This window comes from Nonomuraea sp. NPDC049378 (genome assembly GCF_055586745.1).
Window position 1 is genome coordinate 1 of the sequence record NZ_JBVJHP010000021.1, and the last position, 22,122, is coordinate 22,122.

Consider the following 22,122-nt stretch of genomic DNA (forward strand, 5'->3'; position numbering starts at 1 on the left):
CCCCCCCCCCCCCCCCCCCCCCCCCCCCCCCCCCCCCCCCCCCCCCCCCCCCCCCCCCCCCCCCCCCCCCCCCCCCCCCCCCCCCCCCCCCCGCTGCGTTCGCCCGGCCGCCGCTGACCCCTTCCCAGCAGCTACGCCCGTCACCCGGCCGGTGCACCCGCTGCCCGGACCGGCACGCCGGCCACACGGTAGTGATAGCTTCCCGCGATCTCGAACCCTTCGCCCCGGTAGAGGGCCTGTGCTCCCTCGTTCCTGGCGGTGGTGACCAGGTAGGCGGAGCGCGTGCCCGCGTGCCCGACCAGCGCCCGCAGCACCGCGCGCGCCAGCCCTCGCCGGCGGGCGCCGGGCAACGTGGCCATGCAGTAGACCCCCAGCATGTCTTTCTGCGGCACGCCCCTCCCGACGGACAACGCCACACCATCCTCCTCGTACGCCGCATACCAGGCCGGCACTCCGGTGCAGATGCGCTCGGCGTCCTCGACGCCCGCCCCGTAGCGCCCGTCCACGGCCCACCACGTCTCCAGCCAGCCCTGCCACGGCCGATCCTGGATCCTGACCTTGTACGCGGGCGCGTTCCCCGGCGCGCCGGCCATGATCACCGTCGGATCGACCAGGTCGTACCCCCTCCGCTCAAGCTCCTCGTCCAGGCCGGGCGCGGCGTTGAGCCCCAGCGAGAAGACGCAGCGCTGCCCGCGCGTGTCGTAGAACGCCTCCGCGGCCTCGATGGCGCCGCCGAGATCGGCAGGGGCGTGCAGCGGCAGCACGGAGTTGGCCCGCTTGGTCACGCCACCGGCGTAACGCAGCACCCATCCGTCATGTACGCGCTGCTCGTAGGCAGGCCAGGCCTCATGCACCAGCACGTCGAAGTCCATCCGCGCAGCCTAACCACCCCGACGAACCACCCGGCACCCCCGAAACCACGCCCTCCCACACAAATTCGGCCAACTCGGCATTCCGCACCCACGACACGTGCCATCCCGACGAACGGCCATCCACGGCCGGCGGGCATTCCCCCAGGGGAGAAGGCACGAACAGGGGACGGAACGAGGGCAGGAGCCAACGGACGAGGTCTCAGGACGGCCCCGCGATCGGACGATGGCCATCGATTCGGCGAAGCGGACGGCCCAGGAGGCGCCGTCGCGGCGCTCAGCCGTCTCCACCTGGTGAGCGTCTCCCTGGACAGAGCCCGGCCCCGGTCGGCGGCTGGGGCCCCACTTGGCCTGCCGTGAAGAATGATGAGCAACCCCTAGGCTGGGGCTGTGCTGATTCTGTTGCCGCCGTCGGAGGGGAAGGCGGCGGAAGGCAGCGGCCCGCCCGTCGGCGAGCTGTCGTTCCCCGCCCTGGACAGATCCCGCAAGCGGGTGATGAGCGCGCTCGTGCGGGCGTCCAGGCGCCGTGACGCCATCGACGTGCTCGGCCTGACGCCAGGCCTGGCGGGAGAGCTGGCCAGGAACGTCGCGCTGAAGACGGCTCCCACGCTGCCCGCCGCCGACCTCTACACCGGCGTGCTCTACGACAACCTCGGGCTGCGCACCTTGGACGGCGAGGCCCGCAGCCGGGCCGAGGAGTCGCTGCTGATCTTCTCCGGCCTCTGGGGTGTGGTGCGGATCACCGACCGGATCCCGCCCTACCGCCTGTCGATGGGCGTCAACCTGCCTCCGCTCGGAGGGCTGGGGGCGTTCTGGCGGCCGCAGGTCTCGAAGGTGCTGGACGGCATCCCGGGGCTGGTGGTGGATCTCCGCTCGGCCACCTACGCGAGCGCCTGGCTGCCTGGGGAGCGTTCGGCGACGGTCCGGGTGTTCAGGGACGGCAAGGTGGTCAGTCACATGGCCAAGGCCACCCGAGGCGAGATCGCCCGAGCCCTCCTGCGGCAGGACACCACGCCCACGAGCCCCGATGAACTGGTCAAGGTGCTCGACGCGCTGGGCTACCGCGTCGAAGCGACAGCGCCCACGCGCGCCGGCCGCTCATGGACCCTCGACGTGCACGTCTCCTAGCCACCGCTCCCAGCGCTCGACGTGCACGTCTCGTATCACAGATGCTCGACGTGCACGTCTCGGCAACCGGCCGCTCATGACGCTCGGCCTGCGCGTGTCTCATGACCTACAGACGCCGCCGCCCCGCTCGGACGGGTCCGGGCGGGGCGGCGGGGTGATGCGGTCGATCAGTCCAGGTAGTCGCGCAGGACCTGGGAGCGTGACGGGTGGCGCAGCTTGGACATGGTCTTCGACTCGATCTGGCGGATGCGCTCACGGGTGACCCCGTAAACCTTGCCGATCTCGTCGAGCGTCTTCGGCTGGCCGTCGGTGAGCCCGAAGCGCATCGAGACGACGCCCGCCTCCCGCTCCGACAACGTGTCGAGAACGGAGTGCAGCTGCTCCTGGAGCAACGTGAAGCTGACGGCGTCGGCCGGGACGATGGCCTCGGAGTCTTCGATGAGGTCACCGAACTCGCTGTCGCCCTCCTCGCCCAGCGGGGTGTGGAGGGAGATGGGCTCGCGGCCGTATTTCTGGACCTCGACGACCTTCTCGGGCGTCATGTCGAGCTCGCGGGCCAGCTCTTCCGGCGTGGGCTCGCGGCCGAGGTCCTGCAGCATCTGCCGCTGGACGCGGGCCAGCTTGTTGATCACTTCGACCATGTGGACCGGGATGCGGATGGTCCGCGCCTGGTCGGCCATGGCACGCGTGATCGCCTGCCGGATCCACCACGTGGCGTAGGTGGAGAACTTGTAGCCCTTGGTGTAGTCGAACTTCTCGACGGCCCTGATCAGGCCCAGGTTGCCTTCCTGGATCAGGTCGAGGAACAACATGCCGCGGCCGGTGTAACGCTTGGCCAGCGAGACCACGAGCCGGAGGTTGGCCTCCAGCAGGTGGTTCTTCGCACGGCGGCCGTCTTCGGCGATCCACTCGAGCTCGGCTTTGACATCGACGGGGAGCCCTTCGGTCTCGCCGCCGCCGAGCTGCTCCTCGGCGAACAGTCCCGCCTCGATGCGCTTGGCCAGCTCGACCTCCTGCTCGGCGTTGAGCAGGGGGACCTTGCCGATCTGCTTGAGGTAGTCCTTCACCGGGTCGGCGGTGGCGCCGGCGGCGGCGACCTGCGCCACCGGGGCGTCATCGTCGTCGTCGGAGAGGATGAGGACCTCTTCCTCGGTCTTCTCCACGGTGACCTCGGCGGCCTTGGGCTCCTCGGTCTCGTCGTCGCTGTCGGAGTCACCCTCCGACTCGGAGTCGCCCTCGGCGACGATCTCCTCGTCGTCGACTTCGATGTCTTCGAGGTCTTCCAGCTCCACGTCGCCGTCGAGCTCGATGTCCTCGTCGTCTCCGTCGGCGCGCGGGGCCTCGGGTGCCTTGGGCTTGGTCTCGGCAGGCCCAGCGTTCTTCGGCTCGGCCTTCTTGGCGGCGGCGGCGGCCGCGGCCTTCTTCGCCGCCGGAGCGGCCTTCTTGGCAGGGGCCGCCTTCTTGGCGGCCGGCTCGGCTTCAGCGGTGCCCACGACCGCGGTCACGGTCTCGGGCTGCTGCTCTTTGGCGGCCGCCGCCGTCTTGGTCTTGACGGGGGCGGCGGTGCGGCGCTTTGCTGGACCACGAGACTTCTTCGGCGCAGCCGAATCCGCGGCGGTCACCACCACGGTCACGCCCTCTTTGCTGAGGTTCCGCAAGAACGCGGCGGCGTGCGACATGGGGATGTCCGCCTCCTCGAAGGCCTGACGGACATCCTCAGACTCGAGGAAACCCTGCGAGCGCCCACGCTCGAGCAGTCGCTGAATGACGGGCTCGTTCAGCTCTTGTGGCTTCGAGCGAGTCGAACTTGCAGGCGACACGAACACCTCTCGAACGAACGCGTGGCGACAATGGACCCAGATGCCCGCTGGGGGGCTGTTGCCTCTCTCGGAGATCGGTGAGGCCGTGCGGACCGCGACGGACCTGCACAGCATTGTGGCACGACCCCGCACTCCATACGGCCACCTCCCGGCGGTTGACCTCCACCCTAGGCCGACCGAGACAGTAGTGCGTACGTAAGCGGGGCACCGATACCCGAAAGCAACCGTTATGACTGTTTCATTCAGTCACTCTTCGTGGCTGGTGGCACGTGAATTGCTAGCGCGGTAACGTCATCATCTTGTTCATATCCAGACAACATCCGGTCAACCAGGAAGTCCAGCAACATGTGAGGACTACTCACAACTTCAGGCGGCGCTTCGGTCACAACACTGCAAATCTCTGCGAGACCGGCATCCAGCCCGCGCTTCCTGTTCTCCACGAGCCCGTCGGAGTAGAGCACGGCTGTATGGCCGGGCGGCACCACGAACCGGAACTGCCTGCGGCTGGTCGGCCAGCCTAGCGGAGTGCCGGGCTCCGCGTCGCACAGGATCGCCGTCCCCTGGGGCGAAACCAGCACGGGCGGCGGATGTCCGGCCACGGCCAGCGTGCCCTCACCGGTGACGGGCTCGACGACCATGTAGGCCAGGGTCGTGACCTGCTCTTCCTCTTCCGTGGCCTCGAAGACCCGGTCGAGCCCGGTGAGCACGGCCGCGGGCGGCGGGTTGGTCAGCGCCAGGGCCCGCATCGCGTTGCGGATGCGGCCCATGCCGGCGGCGGCCTTGACGCCCTTGCCCATGACGTCGCCCACGACCGCCGCGACACGCCCGTCCTGCAGGACGAAGGCGTCGTACCAGTCGCCGCCGACCTGGACGTGGCGGCTGCCCGAACGGAAGCGCTGAGCCAGCACGAGGCCCTTGACCACCGGCAGGCGGTCGGGCAGCAGGCTGCGCTGCAGCGTCTCGGCGGTGCGGTGCTCACGCTCGAACAGCGTGGCCCGCTCGACCGCCAGGGCGCACTGGCCGGCCAGCGCCTCCAGGAAGACGCCGTCCTCCTGGGAGATCTTCTGGGGCCGGGTGAAGGAGAATCGGAGCGCTCCCAAAGCCCGTCCGGCGGCCAGCAGCGGCAACCCCACCCACGCGCGCTCGTCGCTGTTGGCGAGGTAGTTGCCCAGGACGTCCTCGTCGCCGCCCGCCTCCAGCAGCTGGGCCTTCAGCGACTCGGGAGACTCGGCGAAGACCGGCCTGCGGCTGTTGACCGCCATGGTCATCACGCTGGAGCTGGACAGCGGGATCTCCTCGCCGGAGGGACCGGACGCCTCGGGGATGCCCTCGCCGTTGATCAGCTTGAGCGCGGCCCTGTCGGTGTCGAGCAGCGCCACCGCCGAGCGGTCGGCGGCCAGGGCGGTGCGGCCCACGTCGATGATGACCTGGACCACCTGCTCGACCGTCAGCGCCTCCGCGAGCATGGCGGTGGCGCCCTGCAGCCGGGCGGTGCGCAGGGCGGCGGCGCCGAGCTGGTCGGTCAGCCTGCCGCGCATCTCCTCGGCCTCGCGCTGCGGGGTCACGTCGGTGTTGGCGCCGACCCACTCGACGACGCGGCCGTGGCGGATGATCGGCACGGCCCGCACCTCGAAGTGGCGGTAGCCGCTGGCACGGGTGCGCACGCGGTAGTTCCACTCGAACATGGTGCGCCCGCGCAGCGCCTCCCTCCAGGCCTCCTCGGTCTGCTGGCTCTCCTCCGGGTGCACGACGTCCAGCCAGCCGTTGGCCAGGTATTCCTCCAGGCCCTGGCCGGTGATGGCGCGCCACTGCGGCGCGTCCTCGACGACCGCGCCCGTGGGCGAGGTGATCCACACCAGCTGCGACTGCGCCTCGACCAGCGAGCGGTAGCGCTCCTCGCTGCGGCGCAGCGCCTCCTCGGTCTGGCGGCTCTCGGTCACGTCGAGCCCGATCAGCGCGATCGCCCGCAGCTCGCCGGCGTCGTCGTGGACCGGCGAGAACGACAACGACCAGTGCCGGGTGTCGCCCTCCGCCGACCGCACGCGCACGCGGCCCTCGGTGACGGGCGCGTCGCTCTCGATGACGGCCTGCACGGCGTGCGTGATGAGCTGGCTCAGGTCGGCGGCCAGCACCTCGACGGGCTGGCGGCCCGCCATGCGCTCCGCGGGCACGCCGACGACGTCGCTGAAGACGTCGTTGACCCGCTGGACACGGCCGTCGGCGTCGAAGAACGCGAAGGCGAACTCCGCCTCCGACAACATGCCCTTGAAGAGGGCGGAGTCTGAGATGTCCACATCCGACTCCCGGGGACGGGGAACGGAGGTCTCGGCGCTCATGGTCCGCACCTCCGTCGCGTGCCAGGGTCTCCCACGCGGCACATCTCCATAATCGTGTATCGGCGTAGCGCAGCTCCGGGCGACCGGATCCTGCAGTACATCATCGGCGATGGGCACGCGCGGACGGAAGCCCCCGCCGGTGCCCGGTCGCCTCTAGGGTCTACGCATCCTGTCAAAGTCGCTCCACTTTGCGCAGCAAGATCAGGTTACCGCGCCCGATTGCCGGGACGCTTGCCCGCCACGGTCATCGGGCCTTGGCCGCGCGCTTGGCCTCTTGCTTGGCGGCGCGCACCCGGCTCAGACTGTCGGCGTCGACCACGTCGGCGACCGATCTGTGTGCACCCTCCTCGCCGTAGAGCCCGGCTGCCTCTCGCCAGCCTGACGGCTGGACCCCCAGCTGCTTTCCCAGCAATGCCAAGAAGATCTGGGCCTTCTGCTTGCCGTATCCCGGAAGGGCGTTCAGTCGTTTGAACAAGTCCTTGCCGTCGGCGGCCTCGGCCCAGATCCGCTCGGGCCTGCCGTCGTAGTGTTCCACCAGGTAGGCCGCCAGCTGCTGGACGCGGCCCGCCATCGCCTTGGGATAGCGGTGCACGGCCGGCGGCTGGGCCAGCAGCGCGGCGAACTCCTCCGGGTCGTAGGAGGCGAGCTCCTCGGCGGTGAGGTCGTGACCCAGCCGCTGCGAGATGGTGTGAGGCCCCGTGAACGCCCACTCCATGGGGATCTGCTGGTCGAGCAGCATGCCGACGAGCAGGGCGAGCGGGCTGCGGCCGAGGAGCTCGTCTGCCTCGCTCCGCTGGGCGAGCTGGATGCGCATGGAGACAGCTTCGCATGAAAGGGCACCGGGTGAAGTGAACACAGGCGTCGTGGAGGCTTGACACCCGTCCGAGAAAGGGTGGAATGAGAGCGCAAGTCGCCCTGCAGACGTTCCTAGGGGTTTGCCCTTAGGTCTCCAGAGGAATCTCACTCCTATGCTCGCTCTGGCCACACGGTTCCTGCGCGAACCGGTCAGTCTCAGGCTGGCCGAAGAGTTCCTGACCGTACCCGTGGACACGATCGACCGCTGCGTGGCGGACGTGTGCGCGTGTGCGCAGCATCTGGGCGTCACCGCGACCCCGGAGATCGTCGAACGCATCGCCCGCGAGCACCTGCTCGCGATCGTGAACTCCGCGCCTCCGCCGCGGAGCTCCCGTTGACGTGACGTCGCGAGCGTCCCGCGGCGTGTTCCCGCAGGACGCCGGACGCGGGTCACGGCTGATCCTGTCGATAACATCGGGGTCACCGGGCCGTGTTCTCCGCACCGTTCGTGCCCGGAATACGAGAGAGTGAGGGCGTGCGCCGACACCGACGAGATCCCCGGGAGAGCACTCCGCCCGACGACGTGTTCAAGGAGATGGTGCAGGCGGCTCGAGAGCTGCTCGCCGTACGCACTCCTCTGGACGCGGAGTTGATGGTCTCCGACATGATCGGGGCGTGGTGGGGCCGGCGGGTCCGGGGCGGCGACGTGGAGCAGGTCCTCGGCGAGGGGCTGGTCGACTACGCGGCCAAGGCCGGCACGCCGGCCTCGTTGACCCTGCTGATGTGCCTGGCCTACCTGGGCACGGCCCGCCAGGGCGCCAAGGCCGAGGGCGCGGCGCTCGCGATGATGGAGTCGGGGGTGGCCAGGCCGGGCTGGGCCGACCGGGTGGGCGCGGTGAAACCGGCCGGCTGCTACGTCTCCCGCGACGCCTACGGCGACCAGGACACGGTGATCTGCACGTTCTCCTACCGGTGGAACGACGGCGAGCCCCCCGCCGACCGCCACGCGCTCGTCATGGTCGTCGACTACAACATGAGCGGCATGACCCGCGACGCCTGGGTCTCCTCCCAGGTCGACAAGCTGCTCGAGCAGGCCAGGGCCGAGGCGGCGGGCAACCCGATGCTGCTGTTCGAGGAGATCCAGCCGGAGCAGGCCAGGGCGCTGCTCGAGTCGGCGATGAAGGCCACGAAGGAGCCCAAGACCCCGCCGCCGGTGAGCGACAGCTACAGCGCCTACCACGCGTTCGCCAGGGCCAGGCTGAAGGCGCTGCCGCCCGGGCGCAAGCGGCCGGCGCCGCTGCACATCGAGGCCCCCTACAGCAGGGAGCGGCGGGCCATGCTGGCGGCGGAGTTCCTGGCCTCCGACGCGGCCGAGCACCTGTCCGACCCCTCGGCCGCGTCCCGCTGCGCCGACCACATCATCGACTACGGCTGCGAGCAGGACTTCAACCGGCCGCTGCGGGTCAGCCCCACCAAGTGCGAGACGTTCCTGCTCGACTGGCTGCCGCGCAAGGTGATGCTGAGCGTGGCCGAGCAGGAGGCGATGCCGCACGTGCTGGCCGCGTGGGTGCGCTTCGCCGCCCACCGCACGGGGCTGCCCGAGCAGGGGCTGAAGGCCACGCTCGACGCGGTGTGGGAGGCCATCGGCAAGTTCCCCGAGGCCTACCGGGATCCGACCTCGTTCGGCCTCGACCGGCCGCTGCTGGAGCGCCTGCTGCCGGACGGCGACCTGTCGGCCCTGGCCAGGCGGGTCTTCGCCTTTCCCTTCCTGCAGGGCACGCACAACGGCGTCGACCTCGACCACCTCAACCCCGCCGACGAGGCCGACCGTCGCACGCTGCTCGAGATCGACCACGGCGGCGTGATCGACCAGGAGCACCTGGCCTGGCACGAGGAGATCGCCACCCGGCTGTGGGAGGGCGACCCGCCGCAGTTGTGGGAGGCCGCGCAGCGCCTGCTCGATCTCGGGCACGACCGCCACGACGTGCTCCACGTGCTGATCGAGATCGCCGAGCGGATCGGCGACGACCCGGAGGAGCTCGCCGCGGCTCTCGACGACATCGCCGACATTCCCGACGGGATCTAGCACGCCATAGAATTTCGTTCTATGGCGATGTACAGCCGCGTCGGCGAAGGCCGTTACCGCGCGTCCGAGCACACCCAGGGCCCGTGGGATCCCGGCTCGCAGCACATGGGTCCCGTCACCGCCCTGCTCGTGCACGAGCTGGCCCGCACGGCGCCGCGGCCCGGCCTCCAGCTGTCCAGGCTGGTCGTCGACGTGTTCGCGCCCGTGCCCGTGGCCGAGTTGCGGGTCGAGACCGACGTCGCCCGTGACGGCAAGCGTGTGCAGTGCCTGTCGGCGAGCGTCCACTCCGGCGGCCGCGAGTTCGCCAGGGCGAGTGCCTGGCGCATCCGCGAGGCCGGCACACCCGCCACCCCGGCGCAGAAGCCGCCCGCGCCGGTCCCGCCCCGTTCCGAGGAGCACGCGCGCTCGTGGCTGGGCTCCGGCTTCGGGTACGGCAGGGCGCTCGACTGGCGTTTCGTCACCGGCAGCCCCATGGCGCCCGGCCCCGCCACGGTCTGGGGCAGGCTCGGCATGCCGCTGGTCGAGGGCGAGGAGATCACCCCGCTGGAGCGCCTGGCGGTGTTCGCCGACAGCGGCAACGGCGTCAGCCTCGCCGTCGACTTCGCCACGCACCTCTTCGTGAACGTGGACCTGACGATCTCCTTGTTCCGGTCGCCCGAAACGGAGTGGATCTGTATGGAGGCGGCGACCGTGCTCGGCCCGGCCGGCCGCGGGCTGACCCGTTCGACCCTGTATGACGAGAATGGCGAGGTGGGGACGGCCACTCAGACTCTGTTCGTCGCACCGCGCCGGCCGTGAAGCGCCATGATGGTGCCATGGTGATCGACCTCAACGCGGATCTCGGCGAGGGCTACGGCATCTGGCGGCTCGGCGACGACACGGCGCTGCTCGACATCGTCACGAGCGCCAACGTCGCCTGCGGTTTCCACGCCGGCGACCCGGTGACGATCCGGCGCACGTGCGCGGCGGCCGTCGACCGCGGCGTGGCGATCGGGGCGCAGGTGTCCTACCGCGACCTTGCGCATTTCGGGCGCAGGGAGATGGAGCTCGAGCCGGAGGAGCTCTGCGCCGAAGTGCTCTACCAGGTCGCGGCCGTCGACGGCATCGCCAGGGCGATGGGCGGCCGGGTGTCCTACGTCAAGCCCCACGGCGCCCTCTACAACCGGATCTGCCGCGACAAGGTGCAGGCGGGAGCGGTGATCGACGCGGTCGCCGACTACGATCCCTCGCTGCCGGTGCTCACGCTGCCCGGCTCGGTCGTGCACGAGGCGGCGGCCGCCGCCGGCGTGCCGACGGTGAACGAGGCGTTCGCCGACCGCGCCTACACCCCCGCCGGGATGCTGGTCTCGCGCAGGGAGCCGGGCGCGGTCATCCACGACGTCGCCGTGGTGGCGGCCCGTGCCCGCCAGATGGCCGTGGAGGGCTCCGTGACGGCCTCCGACGGGAGTTCCGTCCCGCTCACCGCCCGTTCCATCTGCGTCCATGGAGACACGCCTGACGCGGTCGCGCTGGCGCAGGGGGTCCGCGACGCGCTGCTGGCGGCCGGGGTCGTCCTGCAGGCGTTCACGTGATCCGCAGGGCCGGGGAGCACGGGCTGCTCGTCGAGACGGGCTCGCTCGAGCTGTCGCACCGGCTGGACGCGGCGCTGCGGGCGGACCGGCCCGCCGGCGTGGCGGAGATCGTGCCGGGGCCCGCGACCGTGCTCGTGGTGGCGCCCGGGGCGGATCAGGCGTGGTTGCGCGACCGGCTGGCGGCGCTCGTCGCCGACGAGCGCGGCAGGGCCGGCGCCGGGTCGGCCGAGGGGCCCGTCGTGACGATTCCCGTGACCTATGACGGCGCGGATCTCGATTCGGTGGCGGCGCTGGCCGGCATCTCCGCGGACGAGGTCATCGCCCGGCATTCCGGGCGCGAGCTGGTCGTGGGGTGGCTGGGGTTCGCCCCGGGGTTCGCCTACCTCACCGGGCTCGATCCGGTGCTGGAGTCGCCCAGGCTCGACACGCCGCGCACGTCGGTGCCCGCCGGGTCCGTGGCGATCGCGGGCCCCTACTCCGCGGTCTATCCGACCGCCTCGCCCGGCGGGTGGCGGCTGCTCGGGCGCACGTCCGTGCGGGTGTGGGACGTCACGGCCGACCCTCCGTCGCTGTTCAGGCCGGGCATGCGCGTGCGGTTCGTACGCGAGGGAGCGCCGCCGTCATGAAAGGCGGGCTACCAGGGCTGCTGAGGAAGAGGGTGGCAGATGGCGACCGAGCCCGCCGGACGGAGTGAGGCCACGGGCACGTGATGATCGAGGTGCTGGCGCCCGGTCCGTACGCGACCGTGCAGGATCTCGGGCGGCCCGGCTACGCCCACCTCGGCGTGCCCCGTTCGGGGGCGGCCGACGCGCCGAGCCTGCGGCTGGCCAACCGGCTCGTGTGCAACGCGGAAGGGCTGGCGGGGATCGAGCTGACGTTCGGCGGGGCCTGGTTGCGCTTCCACGACGGCGGGTGGGCGGCGCTGACCGGCGCCCCGGTGGCGGTGGCGGTCGCCCCCGGCGGGGAGGGCACGGGTCCGCTCGAGGCCGCCAGGAAGGCGGGCGCGCGGGCAGGCATGGGTGTGCCGTTCTGGGTGCCCGCGGGGGCGGAGCTGCGTCTGGGGACGCCTGCCTGGGGGTTGCGCACCTACCTGGCCGTGCGCGGAGGGATCGCGGCCGAACCGGTGCTCGGCAGCCGGTCCACCGACTCGCTGTCGGGGCTCGGCCCCGAGCCGCTGCGGGCGGGCGCGCTGCTGCCGGTCGGCCCGCCGCGGGGTGACACCGCGACGGGCACCGCGGCGGGCACCGCGACGGGCACCGTGACCGGTATCGTCGCCGACCTCGCCCCCCTGCCGGGACCCCGGCCCGCCGTGCTGCGCGTCCTGCCGGGGCCGCGCGACGACTGGTTCACGCCGGACGCGGCGGAGGCGCTGGGCGCGGGGCCGTACGTGGTGAGCCAGGACAGCAACCGCGTCGGCGTGCGCCTGAGCGGGCCCGAGCTGGTGCGGGCCAAGGAGGGGGAGCTGCCGAGCGAGGGAATGGTGGCCGGGGCCGTGCAGGTGCCTCCGAGCGGGCAGCCGATCGTCTTCCTCGCCGACCATCCACCGACGGGTGGCTACCCGGTGATCGCCGTCGTGACGGCCGCGGACCTGCCGGTGGCCGCGCAGCTGAGGCCGGGTGACGAGGTCAGGTTCACAGGACGACCCGCCCGCTGACGCAGGTGACGACCGAGCCGCCCACCCAGACCTCGCCCTGCTCGCCGGTGGAGACGTGCACGCGTCCCGCTCGCCCGAGCGCGGTGCCCTGGCTGGCCACGTACGGCGCCGTGGCCCGGCCGGTCCGGAGCAGCCACTGTGCCAGCGACGCGTTCAGGCTGCCCGTCACGGGGTCCTCGACGAAGGCGTCCTGTGCGGGGGTGAAGGCCCGGACCTCGAAGGCGCACGGCGAGCCCTCCGGGTACGGTCCCACCACGCCCACGTCGTGCGGGACCGGTCCGGGGCTGAGCGCGAGCACCGCGTCGGCGTCGGCGAGCAGCACCGCCACCCAGCCGGGGCCGTTGTCGGCCCACTCGACGTCGACCATGTCGTCCCGCGAGATCCGCAGGGTCTCGGCGATCCGCTCGACGAGCTCGTCCTCGACGGGTCCCGAGCGCAGCAGCGGCGGCGCCTGGAACGCGAGCCCGGCGTCCGTCCCGCGCAACCGGATGAGCCCGGCCGCGCACTCCTGCGTGATCTCGCCGCCCTCGCGCGGCACTCCCCCGGCCTCGAGCCAGGCGTGGCAGGTGCCCAGCGTCGGGTGCCCGGCGAAGGGCAGTTCCCTGTCCGGGGTGAAGATCCGCACCCGGTAGTCGGCCTCCGGCGTGGCCGGCGGCAGCAGGAACGTGGTCTCCGACAGGTTGGTCCACGCGGCGAACCGCTGCATCTCCTCGGTGCTCAGGCCTTCGCCGTCGAGCACCACGGCCAGCGGGTTGCCGCGATAGGGGACGGCGGTGAAGACGTCCACCTGGCTGAATGCGCGCGTCACATGACGGAGTCTTGCAGGAGAGGGCTTTCCCCGTCGCCGTGCCACCCCCAGACTGGTCGGTGTGGCGGATTTCGATGTGGTGGTCCTGGGTTCCGGTCCGGGCGGGCAGAAGGCCGCGATCGCGGCGGCGAAACTAGGCAAGAACGTAGCGATAGTCGAGAAGCGGCACATGATCGGCGGCGTGTGCATCAACACCGGCACGATCCCGTCGAAGACCCTGCGCGAGGCCGTGCTCTATCTCACGGGCCTCAACCAGCGGGAGTTGTACGGCGCCAGCTACCGCGTCAAGGAAGAGATCACCGTAGCCGACCTCGGCATGCGCACGCAGCACGTGATCGGCAGGGAGATCCAGGTCATCCGCAGCCAGCTGGCCCGTAACAAGGTGGCGGTGCTGCAGGGCACGGGCCGGTTCCTGGACGCGCACACGATCGGCGTCGTCCACGAGGAGGGCAAGGAGACGAAGGTCACCGCCGAGAAGATCGTGATCGCCACGGGCACGTCGCCGGCGCGGCCGGCGAGCGTCGAGTTCGACGACAGGACGGTCATCGACTCCGACGCCATCCTGCACCTCGACCGCGTGCCGGAGACGCTCGTCGTGGTGGGCGCCGGGGTGATCGGCATCGAGTACGCCTCCATGTTCGCCGCGCTCGGCACGAAGGTGACGGTGATCGAGCGGCGCGAGCGCATGCTGGAGTTCTGCGACCTGGAGATCGTGGAGGCGCTGAAATACCATCTGCGCGACCTGGCGGTGACTTTCAGGTTCGGCGAGAACGTCGCCGCCGTCGAACGCCGCCCCGGCGGTGCGCTGACCCTGCTGGAGAGCGGCAAGAAGATCCCGGCCGACTGCGTCATGTACTCCGCGGGCCGGCAGGGCAAGACGGCCGAGCTGTGCCTGGAGGCCGCGGGCCTGGCCGCCGACGACCGCGGCCGGATCTCCGTGGACGGCGACTACGCCACTGAGGTGCCGCACATCTACGCGGTCGGCGACGTGATCGGTTTCCCCGCGCTGGCGGCCACGTCCATGGAGCAGGGCCGGCTGGCCGCCCAGCACGCGTGCGGCGAGCCGGTCGGCGACATGGACGACCTGCCGCCCATCGGGATCTACACGATTCCGGAGATCAGCTTCGTCGGGAGGTCGGAGGACGAGCTGACGCGCGACAAGGTGCCGTTCGAGGTGGGCATCTCCCGCTACCGCGAGCTGGCCAGGGGCCAGATCATCGGCGACTCGTACGGCATGCTCAAGCTGCTCGTGTCGCCGGAGGACCGGCGGCTGCTCGGCGTGCACGTGTTCGGCACGGGGGCGACGGAGCTGGTGCACATCGGGCAGACGGTCATGGGCTGCGGCGGCACGGTCGACTACCTGGTCAACGCCGTGTTCAACTATCCGACGCTGGCCGAGTCGTACAAGGTGGCGGCGCTGGACGCGATGAACAAGATGCGGGTGGTGGCCCGGCTGACGGCGGGGATGTGAGCCGGGTCAGCGGGTGAAGCTGATCTCCACCCTGCGGTTCCTGGCGCGGCCCTTGGGGTTGTCGCCCCCGTCGGGCAGGACGTTGGGCGCGACGGGGTCTTCCTCGCCGTGGCCGGCCACGGCGAAGTCGGTGTCCGGCACGAGCTCGCCGAGCGCGTCGCGCACCGCGTCCGCCCGTTCGCGCGACAACTTCAGGTTGTAGGAGTCGGAGCCCTTGGTGTCGGTGTAGCCGTCGATCTTCACCGGCTTGCCCGCCGCCTCGGCCTTGAGCAGCTCGGCGGCCTGCGCGAGCCGGCTCTTGGCCTTGCCGGTCAGCGTGGCCTTGTCGAAGGCGAACAGCACGTCGGCGGCCACCGTGATCGTGCGTTCCCTGCCGCTGGTCTCGTTGGTCACCGACTCGTCGAGGTTGGAGATCCGCTCGGAGATGTCGAGGATCTTGCCGCTGATGTCGAGCACCGGCGCGGTGGCCGGCTCCCCTCCTCCCACGGGCACCTGGACGGGCTGCGAGGGCGAGGGGGTGGGCGTGAGCGTCACGAGCAACGACAGGACGAGCGCGCTAGCTGATCGGTACATTCGCCAGCGTCCCCACGTTCGGAATGTGCACGTCCACCGAGCCCACGTCCGCGGGCGGCGCGGCGAACGTGGCGGAGAAGACCGCGCTCTGGTCCTGCCTCAGGAAAAGGGCTTCGATCCGGCTGCACACGCATTTGCCCTCGCTGTCCAGCGCCACGAGGTGCTTCTTGGCGTTCTTGACGTCGACGAGGTGGACGCCGTCCACGGTCGGCCTGGGCGAGGGGACGGCCGAGAAGGCGTTGTTCACCTGCCACCCGAGCGGGTCTCCGCCCTCCTTCGTCACCGTGACGGTGAAGGTGAGGTTGACGAACCGCTCCCTGCGGATCAGCTGGACGATCTCCACCTCGAACGTGTGGCCGTCGAACGTCCCTTCCCGGCCGGCCAGGACCTGGTCAGGAGGGATGGTGGCCGGCGTGGTGGCCGGTGTGGTCGCCTGCTTGACCGGCTCGGACCTGGAGGGCGCGTCCTCCTCCGTGGATCGCGGCGAGGATGGCTGGCCGAGCTGGCATCCTGTGACGAGCACGGGAACAAGCACGGTGGCGAGCACGGAAGTGAGAACTTTCGTCAGCCTCATGCGGCCGGAATTATACCGATATTTCAGGTCGATGATCGAGAGGAACTCGCCGCCTCCCACATCCGCAGGTACGCCTCGGCGCCCGCCGCCATGTCCCGCACGATCTCGTCGCCGGCGATGATCCGCATGTCCTCGATCCAGTCGGGTACCAGGCCGTAGTTGGCGACCCCGTCGGTGTTGACGTCCCACACCCGCTCGCCGGTGCTCAGCCGGTCAAGGCGCTCGCCGCCGTCGAAGGTCGCGAACGGGTACGTCACGGGGTTACCGGAGTTGCCGGCCCTCGGCCCGGGCAGCCTCCCCATCCCGTTGACGTCCAGGCCGTAGCCGTAACCGGCGATCCGGTGCTCCCGCCGGAGCGGCTCGGTGCGGGCCCACTCGGCGACGAAGTGCTCGGCGTCGTGCCCGTACTGGGTGATCATGCCGCCGAGTGCGTAGACGCGCCCGAAGAAGTGCGGGTCGGTCCAGCTGTGGGAGGAGATCACGCCCGGGTACCGGGCGGCTTCGAGGAGGTCGAGCGTGCGTTCCGCGGCCTTCACACTCATGTGATCGATCTCGACCAGCATGCCGCGTTCGATCATGCCCTTGACCATGTACTCGCCGAGCGCGGTCAGGCCCCTCGTGTTGCAGTGCGGCGCCGGCGGATAGAGCGGGAGCGAGACGCCGGGCGGGAGCAGGCCGGCGATCGGATCGGGCAGGACGCCGCCCGGGTCGATCGGGTTGTCGTGCGCCGGGCCGGTGCAGGTGCGGGCCTGCCAGAACGACCCGCCGCTGAGCAGGTTGCCCAGGTTGACGATCGCGCCCTGCGTGCCGGAGTCGAAGCGCACGCCGCACAGCGCGTTGTCGTACTTGTGGCACACGAACATGCTGCGCACGCCGAGCGCGTGCATCTCGTCGAGCCCTCGGTCGATCTGCCCCCTGGTGCAGCGGGGGATGCCGAGCAGCGTGCGGCAGCCGAACGGCTCGGAGGTCTCGACGCCCAGGACGACCGCGAGCTTGCCGGCCTGGACGACCTGCCTGGCTTCGGCCGGGTCGCGCACGATGCGGAACCAACCCTGCCCGGGGCCTCCGTGCTCGGCGTCGATGTGGTCCTGCAGCTCGCGGGCCCGCTCGGCCTGCCGCCTGATCGAGGCCATCTCGTCGCAGGCGTTCCGCTTCAGCGGGTAGATGACGCAGAGTTGCCGGTTGGCGACCAGGTGGTTGACCATGACGCGGAGCCCGCCCCGCCAGGCGCGCTCCACCCACGTGTAGTACGCCTGCTGGTGGGTCAGGGAGTCGTGCGCCGGCCAGTCGCGGAACGTGGGCCAGCCGACCGGGTCGTGGGTTCCGGTCGGCGACCCGGTGCGGGTGAGGTTCTCGTACCAGGCGAGCTCGCCGTTCGGGTGGTGGTCGGCGCAGTCGGTCAGGGCCTTCTCCACGCCCTGCGCGTGGAACGGCCGCCCGCACATCAGCAGGCCGCCGAACGCCTCGTAGGAGAACAGGTGGCTGTGGGCGTCGACGAACCCGCGGACCTCGGCCTCCGCCGCGGCGGGGCTGGTCCGCGGGATCGTCAGCGTGCCGGTCACGAGGAGCAGCACGGCGATGGCTGCGAGGGCTGAGCGGCGGGACATCACACCTCGCCAGGCTGGGGGGTCGCTGCCCTCCCAGCATCCGCCGCCGTCACCGGCCCCGCAAGGCCCAAACATGAGCGGGTCTCATGTGCCTAGGGTGATCGCGTCGAGGTTGAGGTAGTTGCCGGCCCCCAGCTCCATCCGGATCGTGTTGTGCCCGCGCGCCAGCCTGACCCCGTCGAGCACGGCGGTGCCCCACTGGCCCCAGCCCTGCGTGGCGGGGAAGCGCAGGTCGCCGGCCTGGGCGCCGTTCACCAGGACGCGGCGCCCCGCGTCGCCCGCCCCGGCGGCGTAGCGGAAGCGCAGCTGGTGGCGCCCGGCGCGGCCCACGTTCACGTGAATGGTCAGCGCCTGGTCCGCGGCGTTCCAGCCGGCGAGATAGCCCCTGCCGGTGAAGCCCGGCTGGCTGCTCTCCCCTCCGATGCCCTCGGAGCGCGCGTTCTCGGCCTCGTACACGCCGTTCTCCGGCTGGAGCCCGCCGTTGCCGTCGGGCTTGACGAGCTGGAGCATGCTGACGGGGGCCGCCGCCGTCAGGCTCTGCAGGAACGTGTCAGGCGCGGGCGCGGACCAGTCGGGGCCCATCAGGCCGTCGGAAGGACGCCGGTGCTGCCACGCCTGGGTGGCGTTGCGCTGCAGGAACGGCAGATACCTCGTCTGGCCGTGCCGGGTGACCAGCACGTTGAGATAGCGGACCAGCAGCGCCTTGAAGCCGCCACCGTCGTTGACGCCCTCGTGCAGCAGGGTGCCGCCGTTGGTGAGGTTGGCGGTGGCCCAGTCGGCGGCGGCGCGGGCGTCGGCGAGGTAGGAGGCCTCGCCCGTCGCCTCGTGGAGCGCGGCGGCGGCGCCGATGTAGGTGCCGAAGTTGTAGGTGAAGTCCCACTTGACGAGCGTGCCGTCGGCTTCGAAGTGGTCGTGGACGTGCCCGTCCTCCTGCAGGTTCTCCTTGACCCAGGCGAACAGGCCCCGCGCCCGCGACAGGTAGGAGGCCTCGCCCGTCGCGGCGTGCAGCTTCGCGGCGGTGATCGCCGCGGGGGCGTTGGTGGCGACGTTCTTCTGGTCGCGCACGTCGTTGCGCCACCAGATGCCGCCGCCGTGGGTGTCGTCGCGCTCGGCCCAGATCCGGTCGAACAGCTCCTTCGACCGGTTCAGGTACGTCTCGTCCCCCGTCAGCTCGTACGCCCGGGCGCTCGCCAGCGCCCACCACCCGAGGTCGTCGTTGAAGTCGTTGGCGAAGTCCGGGTAGTAGGCGACGAAGCCGGCGTACACGTCGTCGACCATCCGGCGGTACTCCGGGCTGCGGGTGCGCTCGTAGGCGTCCATCACCAGCTCCCACAGCTGCGCCTCCCACCAGAAGTCGGTGTAGAGCCCGTCCTCCGGCCCGTGGGCGTGCTCGTGCACGCGGTGGTCGCTGTTGGTGTAGAAGTACTTCTTCTCCGGGTCCCAGAAGGCGTCGACGAAGGCCGACATGGCGGCGTCGGCGTCCCGGGGGACGGTGGCGTGCGCCGGCTGGGCGGCGAGGCCGGCCTGCAGCAGGGCGAATAACGCCACGCAGGCGGCGGTCATGCGCGCTTTCACGATGCTCTCCTCAGTCGAGGTTGTTCTGGGTCAGGACGCGGTCCCCCTGCTCCTGGGCCTTGGCCAGGGACTGCTGGGCGGTGGCCTTGCCGCCGAGGAACAGCTGCAGGTTGGGGATGAGGGCGTCGTCCTCCATCGGCGGGTAGCCGGCGCAGGCCGGCCGGACCTTGGCGTACTCGAGCGTGTCGAGGATCGGCTTCCAGAACGGGTCGCCGGTGAAGAAGGGATCCTTCGCGGCCTCCACGTTGCCGGGGATGTTCAGGCTGGTCCTGGCCCACTTCAGCGCGTTGTCCTTCTCGGCCGTCCACCACTTGACGAACTCCCAGGCGGCGTCCTTCTGCTTGGCCGCGCGCGGGATCACCAGGCCGAACCCGCCCATGAGGCTGGCCTGGTCACCCTGCGGCCCCGCCGGCGGCGGCACGATGCCGAAGTCGAGGTCCTTGCCGTACTTGCGGTAGGTGGTGATGTTCCACGGGCCCGTGAAGATCATGGAGACCTTGCCGGTGGCGAACGCGTCGGTGCCTTCTCCCAGGCCGGTCTCGAACCCGGTCTGGTAGACGCCGCCCTTGATCATGCGGCTCCACAGGTCGAGCGCCTGCGCGCCCTGCGGGCTGTTGAAGGTCGTGCGGGAGCAGTCGTCGGTGACCATCTGGCCGCCGGCCTGGCGCAGGTACATGCTGAACAGGCCCGCGTCGTCCATCGACAGCCCGGCGCGGACGAGCTTGCCGCCCTCCCGCCTGGTCAGCTTGATCGCCGCCTGCTCCAGTTCGGCCCAGGTCCGCGGCGGCTCCACCCCGGCCTCCTTCAGGTGGGCCTTGTTGTAGAACAGGGCCCGCGCGTCGACGGTCAGCGGCAGGCCGTACACCTTGCCGTCGTGGGTCAGCTCGCGCACCGCCTCGCCGTAGAACCGCTCGCGCTCGACACCGTCCTTCTTCATCCGCTCGTCGAGCGGCTCCAGCACGTTCTTGGGCGCGTACGTGGCCGTGCGCCAGCGGTCCCAGAACATGACGTCGGGCGCCTGGCCGGAGGTGGAGGCGGTGAGGAACTTGGTGAGCATGTCCTCCTGCACGACGTACTCGACCTGGATGCCGGGGTGGGTCTTGTTGAAGGCGTCGGTCATCGTCCTGAACTGCTGTTCGCCCTCGCCCGACCAGTCGCCCCAGAAGGTCAGCTCGACCACCTCGCCGGAGCGGGAGGAGTCGTCGGAGGACGGGGCGCAGCCGGTGGAGATCACGGTCAGGAGGGCGACGGTGGTGACGGCCGACCGCCCGGGCAGAGTCCAGCGCATCGGCGGCTCTTTCCTTTCTCGGAGATCACAAGGGGTGTCACTTCGAGCCCGTGCCGGTGAAGGCCAGGCCGCGGGTGAGGTAGCGCTGTCCGAAGGCGAACAGCAGGAGTGTGGGCACCATGGCGACGATGGATCCGGCCATGAGCGGCCCGTAGTCGGTCTTCTGGTTGAAGGAGAAGGCGGCCAGGCTCATCTGGATCGTCATCATGTCGGGGTCGTTGAGCACGATCAGCGGCCACAGGAAGCCGTTCCATCCGGCGACGAACGTGAACACCGACAGCGTGGCCAGCGCCGGACGGCACAGCGGCAGGTAGATGCTCCAGAAGATGCGGAACTCGCGGCACCCGTCGACGCGTGCCGCCTCGCCCAGGTCCTTGGGCAGCGCCAGGAAGAACTGCCGCATCATGAACACCGCGAACGCCCCGACCGCGCCGGGCAGGATGACCGCCCAGTACGTGTTGAGCAGCCCGGCCCCGCCCTGGCCGGCGAGGTCGTTGCCGCCTGCCAGCGGCATGCTCCTGACGATGATGAACGACGGCACCAGCGTCACGACGGGCGGCACCATCATCGACGCCAGCAGCAGCCGGAACAGCAGCCGGTTGCCGCGGAAGGCCAGCCGGGCGAAGGCGTAGCCCGCCAGCGCCCCGAGCAGCACGTTGGTCGCCACGCCCGCGACGGCCAGCAGCATGGAGTTGGCGAAGTGCCGGGCGAACGGGACGGTGGTGAACGCCGACCAGTAGTGCTCGAAGGTGATCGAGCCGGGCAGCCACTTGACGGGCAGCGCGATGATGTCCTCGTCCGGCTTGAGCGACGTGCTCAGCGACCACAGGAACGGCAGCAGCATGAACAGCCCCACCACGGTCAGGACGCCGTAGAAGGCCGTGCGGCCGAGCGCGAGGCGGATCGTTCTGGTGGTCCTGCTGGTGGTCATAAGCATCACTCCGGCACCTGGTCGCGGTTGACCCGCATGTTGATCACCGTGACGGCGACGATGATGATGAAGAGGGTGAAGGCCTGGGCCGAGGCGTAGCCCATCTGCAGCCGGTTGAAGCCGGTCTCGTAGATCTGGTAGACGGGCGTCAGCGTCGTGTTGCCGGGACCGCCTTTGGTCATCACGTACGCCTGGTCGAAGAGCTGGAACGCGCCGATCAGCGACAGGGTCGTGACGAAGAACGTCGTCGTGCGCAGCGAGGGCCAGGTGATGTGCAGGAAGGACCGCCAGCGGCCGGCCCCGTCGAGGGCGGCGGCCTCGTACAGGTGGGCGGGGACGTTCTGCAGGCCGGCCAGGTAGATGAGCATGTTGGAGCCCACCCCCTGCCACAGCGTGACGATCACGATGGACACCATGGCCGTGCTGCCGTCGCCCAGCCAGGCGGGGCCGGGGATGCCGAGGTAGCCGAGGATCTCGTTGACGGGGCCGTAGTGGCTGTTCAGCATCCACGCCCATACGGTCGCGGCGGCGACGGGTGAGGTGACGACCGGGATGAAGTAGACGGTGCGGAAGATCGCCATGCCCGGGAGCCGCCGGCTGAGCGCCAGCGCCAGCACCAGCGAGAGGGCGATCATGGCGGGCACGAACATGGCGCAGTAGTAGAGGATGTTCTTCAGCGTGGTGAAGAACGTGTCGTCCTCCAGGAGGCGGGCGTAGTTGGCCAGGCCGGCCCAGGACGGAGGCGTGAGCACGTCGTACGCGGTGAAGCTGAGGCCGAAGGCTCCGACCACGGGCAGCCACGGTGAAGACGAGGAACAACACCATCGCCGGCGCGGTGAACACCATCCCGGCGCGTGCCTGGTGGCGGCCCAGTGCCGAACGTTCGGGGGGCCGGCGGTGGGGAGCAGGGCCGGCGGCGGGCCCGCGGATGTCCGGCCCTGTGGCGAGCGTCCTGGTCACGCGGTCTCCTTCGGGACTTCCCGGAGATGTCACTTGTGGGAAAGGTAGAAAGCATGTTGATATAAGTCAATATGTT

The 22,122-nt window shown here is 70.6% G+C and carries 20 protein-coding genes; 8 read left to right on the forward strand and 12 right to left on the reverse strand.

What is annotated here, in order from left to right:
• Nucleotides 1-140: 140 nt before the first annotated feature.
• Nucleotides 141-872, reverse strand: coding sequence for a GNAT family N-acetyltransferase (locus tag ACZ6SA_RS37295; protein ID WP_347646981.1), 732 nt, complete (start codon nucleotides 870-872; stop codon nucleotides 141-143).
• Nucleotides 873-1,259: 387 nt separating this feature from the next.
• On the opposite strand from ACZ6SA_RS37295, the gene ACZ6SA_RS37300 reads away from it, so the two are divergent.
• Nucleotides 1,260-1,997, forward strand: a complete 738-nt coding sequence (locus ACZ6SA_RS37300; RefSeq protein ID WP_465833563.1) for a YaaA family protein — start codon at nucleotides 1,260-1,262, stop codon at nucleotides 1,995-1,997.
• Nucleotides 1,998-2,164: 167 nt separating this feature from the next.
• On the opposite strand, the gene ACZ6SA_RS37305 is transcribed toward ACZ6SA_RS37300, so the two are convergent.
• The 3 genes from ACZ6SA_RS37305 to ACZ6SA_RS37315 form a co-directional block, all read right to left on the reverse strand.
• On the reverse strand, nucleotides 2,165-3,817 hold the full coding sequence (locus ACZ6SA_RS37305) for an RNA polymerase sigma factor (protein ID WP_347646983.1): 1,653 nt from the start codon (nucleotides 3,815-3,817) through the stop codon (nucleotides 2,165-2,167).
• Nucleotides 3,818-4,059: 242 nt separating this feature from the next.
• On the reverse strand, nucleotides 4,060-6,153 hold the full coding sequence (locus ACZ6SA_RS37310) for a SpoIIE family protein phosphatase (protein WP_347646984.1): 2,094 nt from the start codon (nucleotides 6,151-6,153) through the stop codon (nucleotides 4,060-4,062).
• Nucleotides 6,154-6,397: 244 nt separating this feature from the next.
• Nucleotides 6,398-6,967, reverse strand: coding sequence for an HhH-GPD-type base excision DNA repair protein (locus ACZ6SA_RS37315; protein ID WP_465833566.1), 570 nt, complete (start codon nucleotides 6,965-6,967; stop codon nucleotides 6,398-6,400).
• A gap of 154 nt (nucleotides 6,968-7,121) precedes the next feature.
• On the opposite strand from ACZ6SA_RS37315, the gene ACZ6SA_RS37320 reads away from it, so the two are divergent.
• From ACZ6SA_RS37320 to ACZ6SA_RS37345, 6 genes are all read left to right on the forward strand, one after another.
• Nucleotides 7,122-7,346, forward strand: a complete 225-nt coding sequence (locus ACZ6SA_RS37320; protein ID WP_132597337.1) for a hypothetical protein — start codon at nucleotides 7,122-7,124, stop codon at nucleotides 7,344-7,346.
• A 197-nt stretch (nucleotides 7,347-7,543) separates the two neighbouring features.
• The gene (locus tag ACZ6SA_RS37325; RefSeq protein ID WP_443151450.1) at nucleotides 7,544-9,034 is read left to right on the forward strand and encodes a hypothetical protein; all 1,491 of its coding nucleotides are present in this window, start codon (nucleotides 7,544-7,546) and stop codon (nucleotides 9,032-9,034) included.
• 21 nt (nucleotides 9,035-9,055) lie between these two features.
• Complete coding sequence (locus ACZ6SA_RS37330; RefSeq protein ID WP_347646986.1) at nucleotides 9,056-9,832, forward strand: thioesterase family protein; 777 nt, start codon at nucleotides 9,056-9,058, stop codon at nucleotides 9,830-9,832.
• Nucleotides 9,833-9,849: 17 nt separating this feature from the next.
• The gene (locus ACZ6SA_RS37335) at nucleotides 9,850-10,605 is read left to right on the forward strand and encodes a LamB/YcsF family protein (RefSeq protein ID WP_347646987.1); all 756 of its coding nucleotides are present in this window, start codon (nucleotides 9,850-9,852) and stop codon (nucleotides 10,603-10,605) included.
• Nucleotides 10,602-11,231 carry a 5-oxoprolinase subunit B family protein gene (locus ACZ6SA_RS37340; RefSeq protein ID WP_347646988.1) on the forward strand — a complete coding sequence of 210 codons (630 nt, stop codon included), beginning with the start codon at nucleotides 10,602-10,604 and terminating at the stop codon, nucleotides 11,229-11,231. The genes ACZ6SA_RS37335 and ACZ6SA_RS37340 overlap by 4 nt, the downstream gene beginning before the upstream one ends.
• 83 nt (nucleotides 11,232-11,314) lie before the next feature.
• Nucleotides 11,315-12,259 carry a 5-oxoprolinase subunit C family protein gene (locus ACZ6SA_RS37345; RefSeq protein ID WP_465833746.1) on the forward strand — a complete coding sequence of 315 codons (945 nt, stop codon included), beginning with the start codon at nucleotides 11,315-11,317 and terminating at the stop codon, nucleotides 12,257-12,259.
• On the opposite strand, the gene ACZ6SA_RS37350 is transcribed toward ACZ6SA_RS37345, so the two are convergent.
• Nucleotides 12,237-13,067: a PhzF family phenazine biosynthesis protein gene (locus ACZ6SA_RS37350; RefSeq protein ID WP_347646989.1), complete on the reverse strand. Its 831-nt coding sequence runs from the start codon at nucleotides 13,065-13,067 to the stop codon at nucleotides 12,237-12,239. The genes ACZ6SA_RS37345 and ACZ6SA_RS37350 overlap by 23 nt on opposite strands.
• Nucleotides 13,068-13,128: 61 nt before the next feature.
• On the opposite strand from ACZ6SA_RS37350, the gene sthA reads away from it, so the two are divergent.
• On the forward strand, nucleotides 13,129-14,538 hold the full coding sequence (gene sthA, locus ACZ6SA_RS37355; RefSeq protein ID WP_347646990.1) for a Si-specific NAD(P)(+) transhydrogenase: 1,410 nt from the start codon (nucleotides 13,129-13,131) through the stop codon (nucleotides 14,536-14,538).
• Nucleotides 14,539-14,544: 6 nt separating this feature from the next.
• Here the strand turns inward: sthA and ACZ6SA_RS37360 are convergent, their stop codons facing one another.
• The 7 genes from ACZ6SA_RS37360 to ACZ6SA_RS37390 all read right to left on the reverse strand — a co-directional run bounded on the left by ACZ6SA_RS37360 (nucleotide 14,545) and on the right by ACZ6SA_RS37390 (nucleotide 21,877).
• Nucleotides 14,545-15,111, reverse strand: a complete 567-nt coding sequence (locus ACZ6SA_RS37360; protein WP_465833570.1) for an OmpA family protein — start codon at nucleotides 15,109-15,111, stop codon at nucleotides 14,545-14,547.
• Nucleotides 15,095-15,685 (reverse strand): hypothetical protein, encoded by a 591-nt coding sequence (locus tag ACZ6SA_RS37365; protein ID WP_465833572.1) that lies wholly within the window; start codon nucleotides 15,683-15,685, stop codon nucleotides 15,095-15,097. Before ACZ6SA_RS37365 ends, ACZ6SA_RS37360 begins: the two co-directional genes overlap by 17 nt.
• Nucleotides 15,686-15,708: 23 nt before the next feature.
• Nucleotides 15,709-17,292, reverse strand: coding sequence for a Coagulation factor 5/8 type domain-containing protein (locus tag ACZ6SA_RS37370; protein WP_465833574.1), 1,584 nt, complete (start codon nucleotides 17,290-17,292; stop codon nucleotides 15,709-15,711).
• 84 nt (nucleotides 17,293-17,376) lie between these two features.
• A complete protein-coding gene (locus ACZ6SA_RS37375) occupies nucleotides 17,377-18,867 on the reverse strand; it encodes a glycoside hydrolase family 76 protein (protein WP_347650709.1) in 1,491 nt (496 codons plus the stop codon).
• 10 nt (nucleotides 18,868-18,877) lie between these two features.
• Nucleotides 18,878-20,155, reverse strand: a complete 1,278-nt coding sequence (locus ACZ6SA_RS37380) for an ABC transporter substrate-binding protein (RefSeq protein WP_465833576.1) — start codon at nucleotides 20,153-20,155, stop codon at nucleotides 18,878-18,880.
• Nucleotides 20,156-20,192: 37 nt separating this feature from the next.
• Nucleotides 20,193-21,086, reverse strand: a complete 894-nt coding sequence (locus ACZ6SA_RS37385) for a carbohydrate ABC transporter permease (protein WP_465833580.1) — start codon at nucleotides 21,084-21,086, stop codon at nucleotides 20,193-20,195.
• 5 nt (nucleotides 21,087-21,091) lie between these two features.
• Nucleotides 21,092-21,877 (reverse strand): carbohydrate ABC transporter permease, encoded by a 786-nt coding sequence (locus tag ACZ6SA_RS37390; RefSeq protein ID WP_465833582.1) that lies wholly within the window; start codon nucleotides 21,875-21,877, stop codon nucleotides 21,092-21,094.
• Between the last annotated feature and the right edge of the window lie 245 nt (nucleotides 21,878-22,122).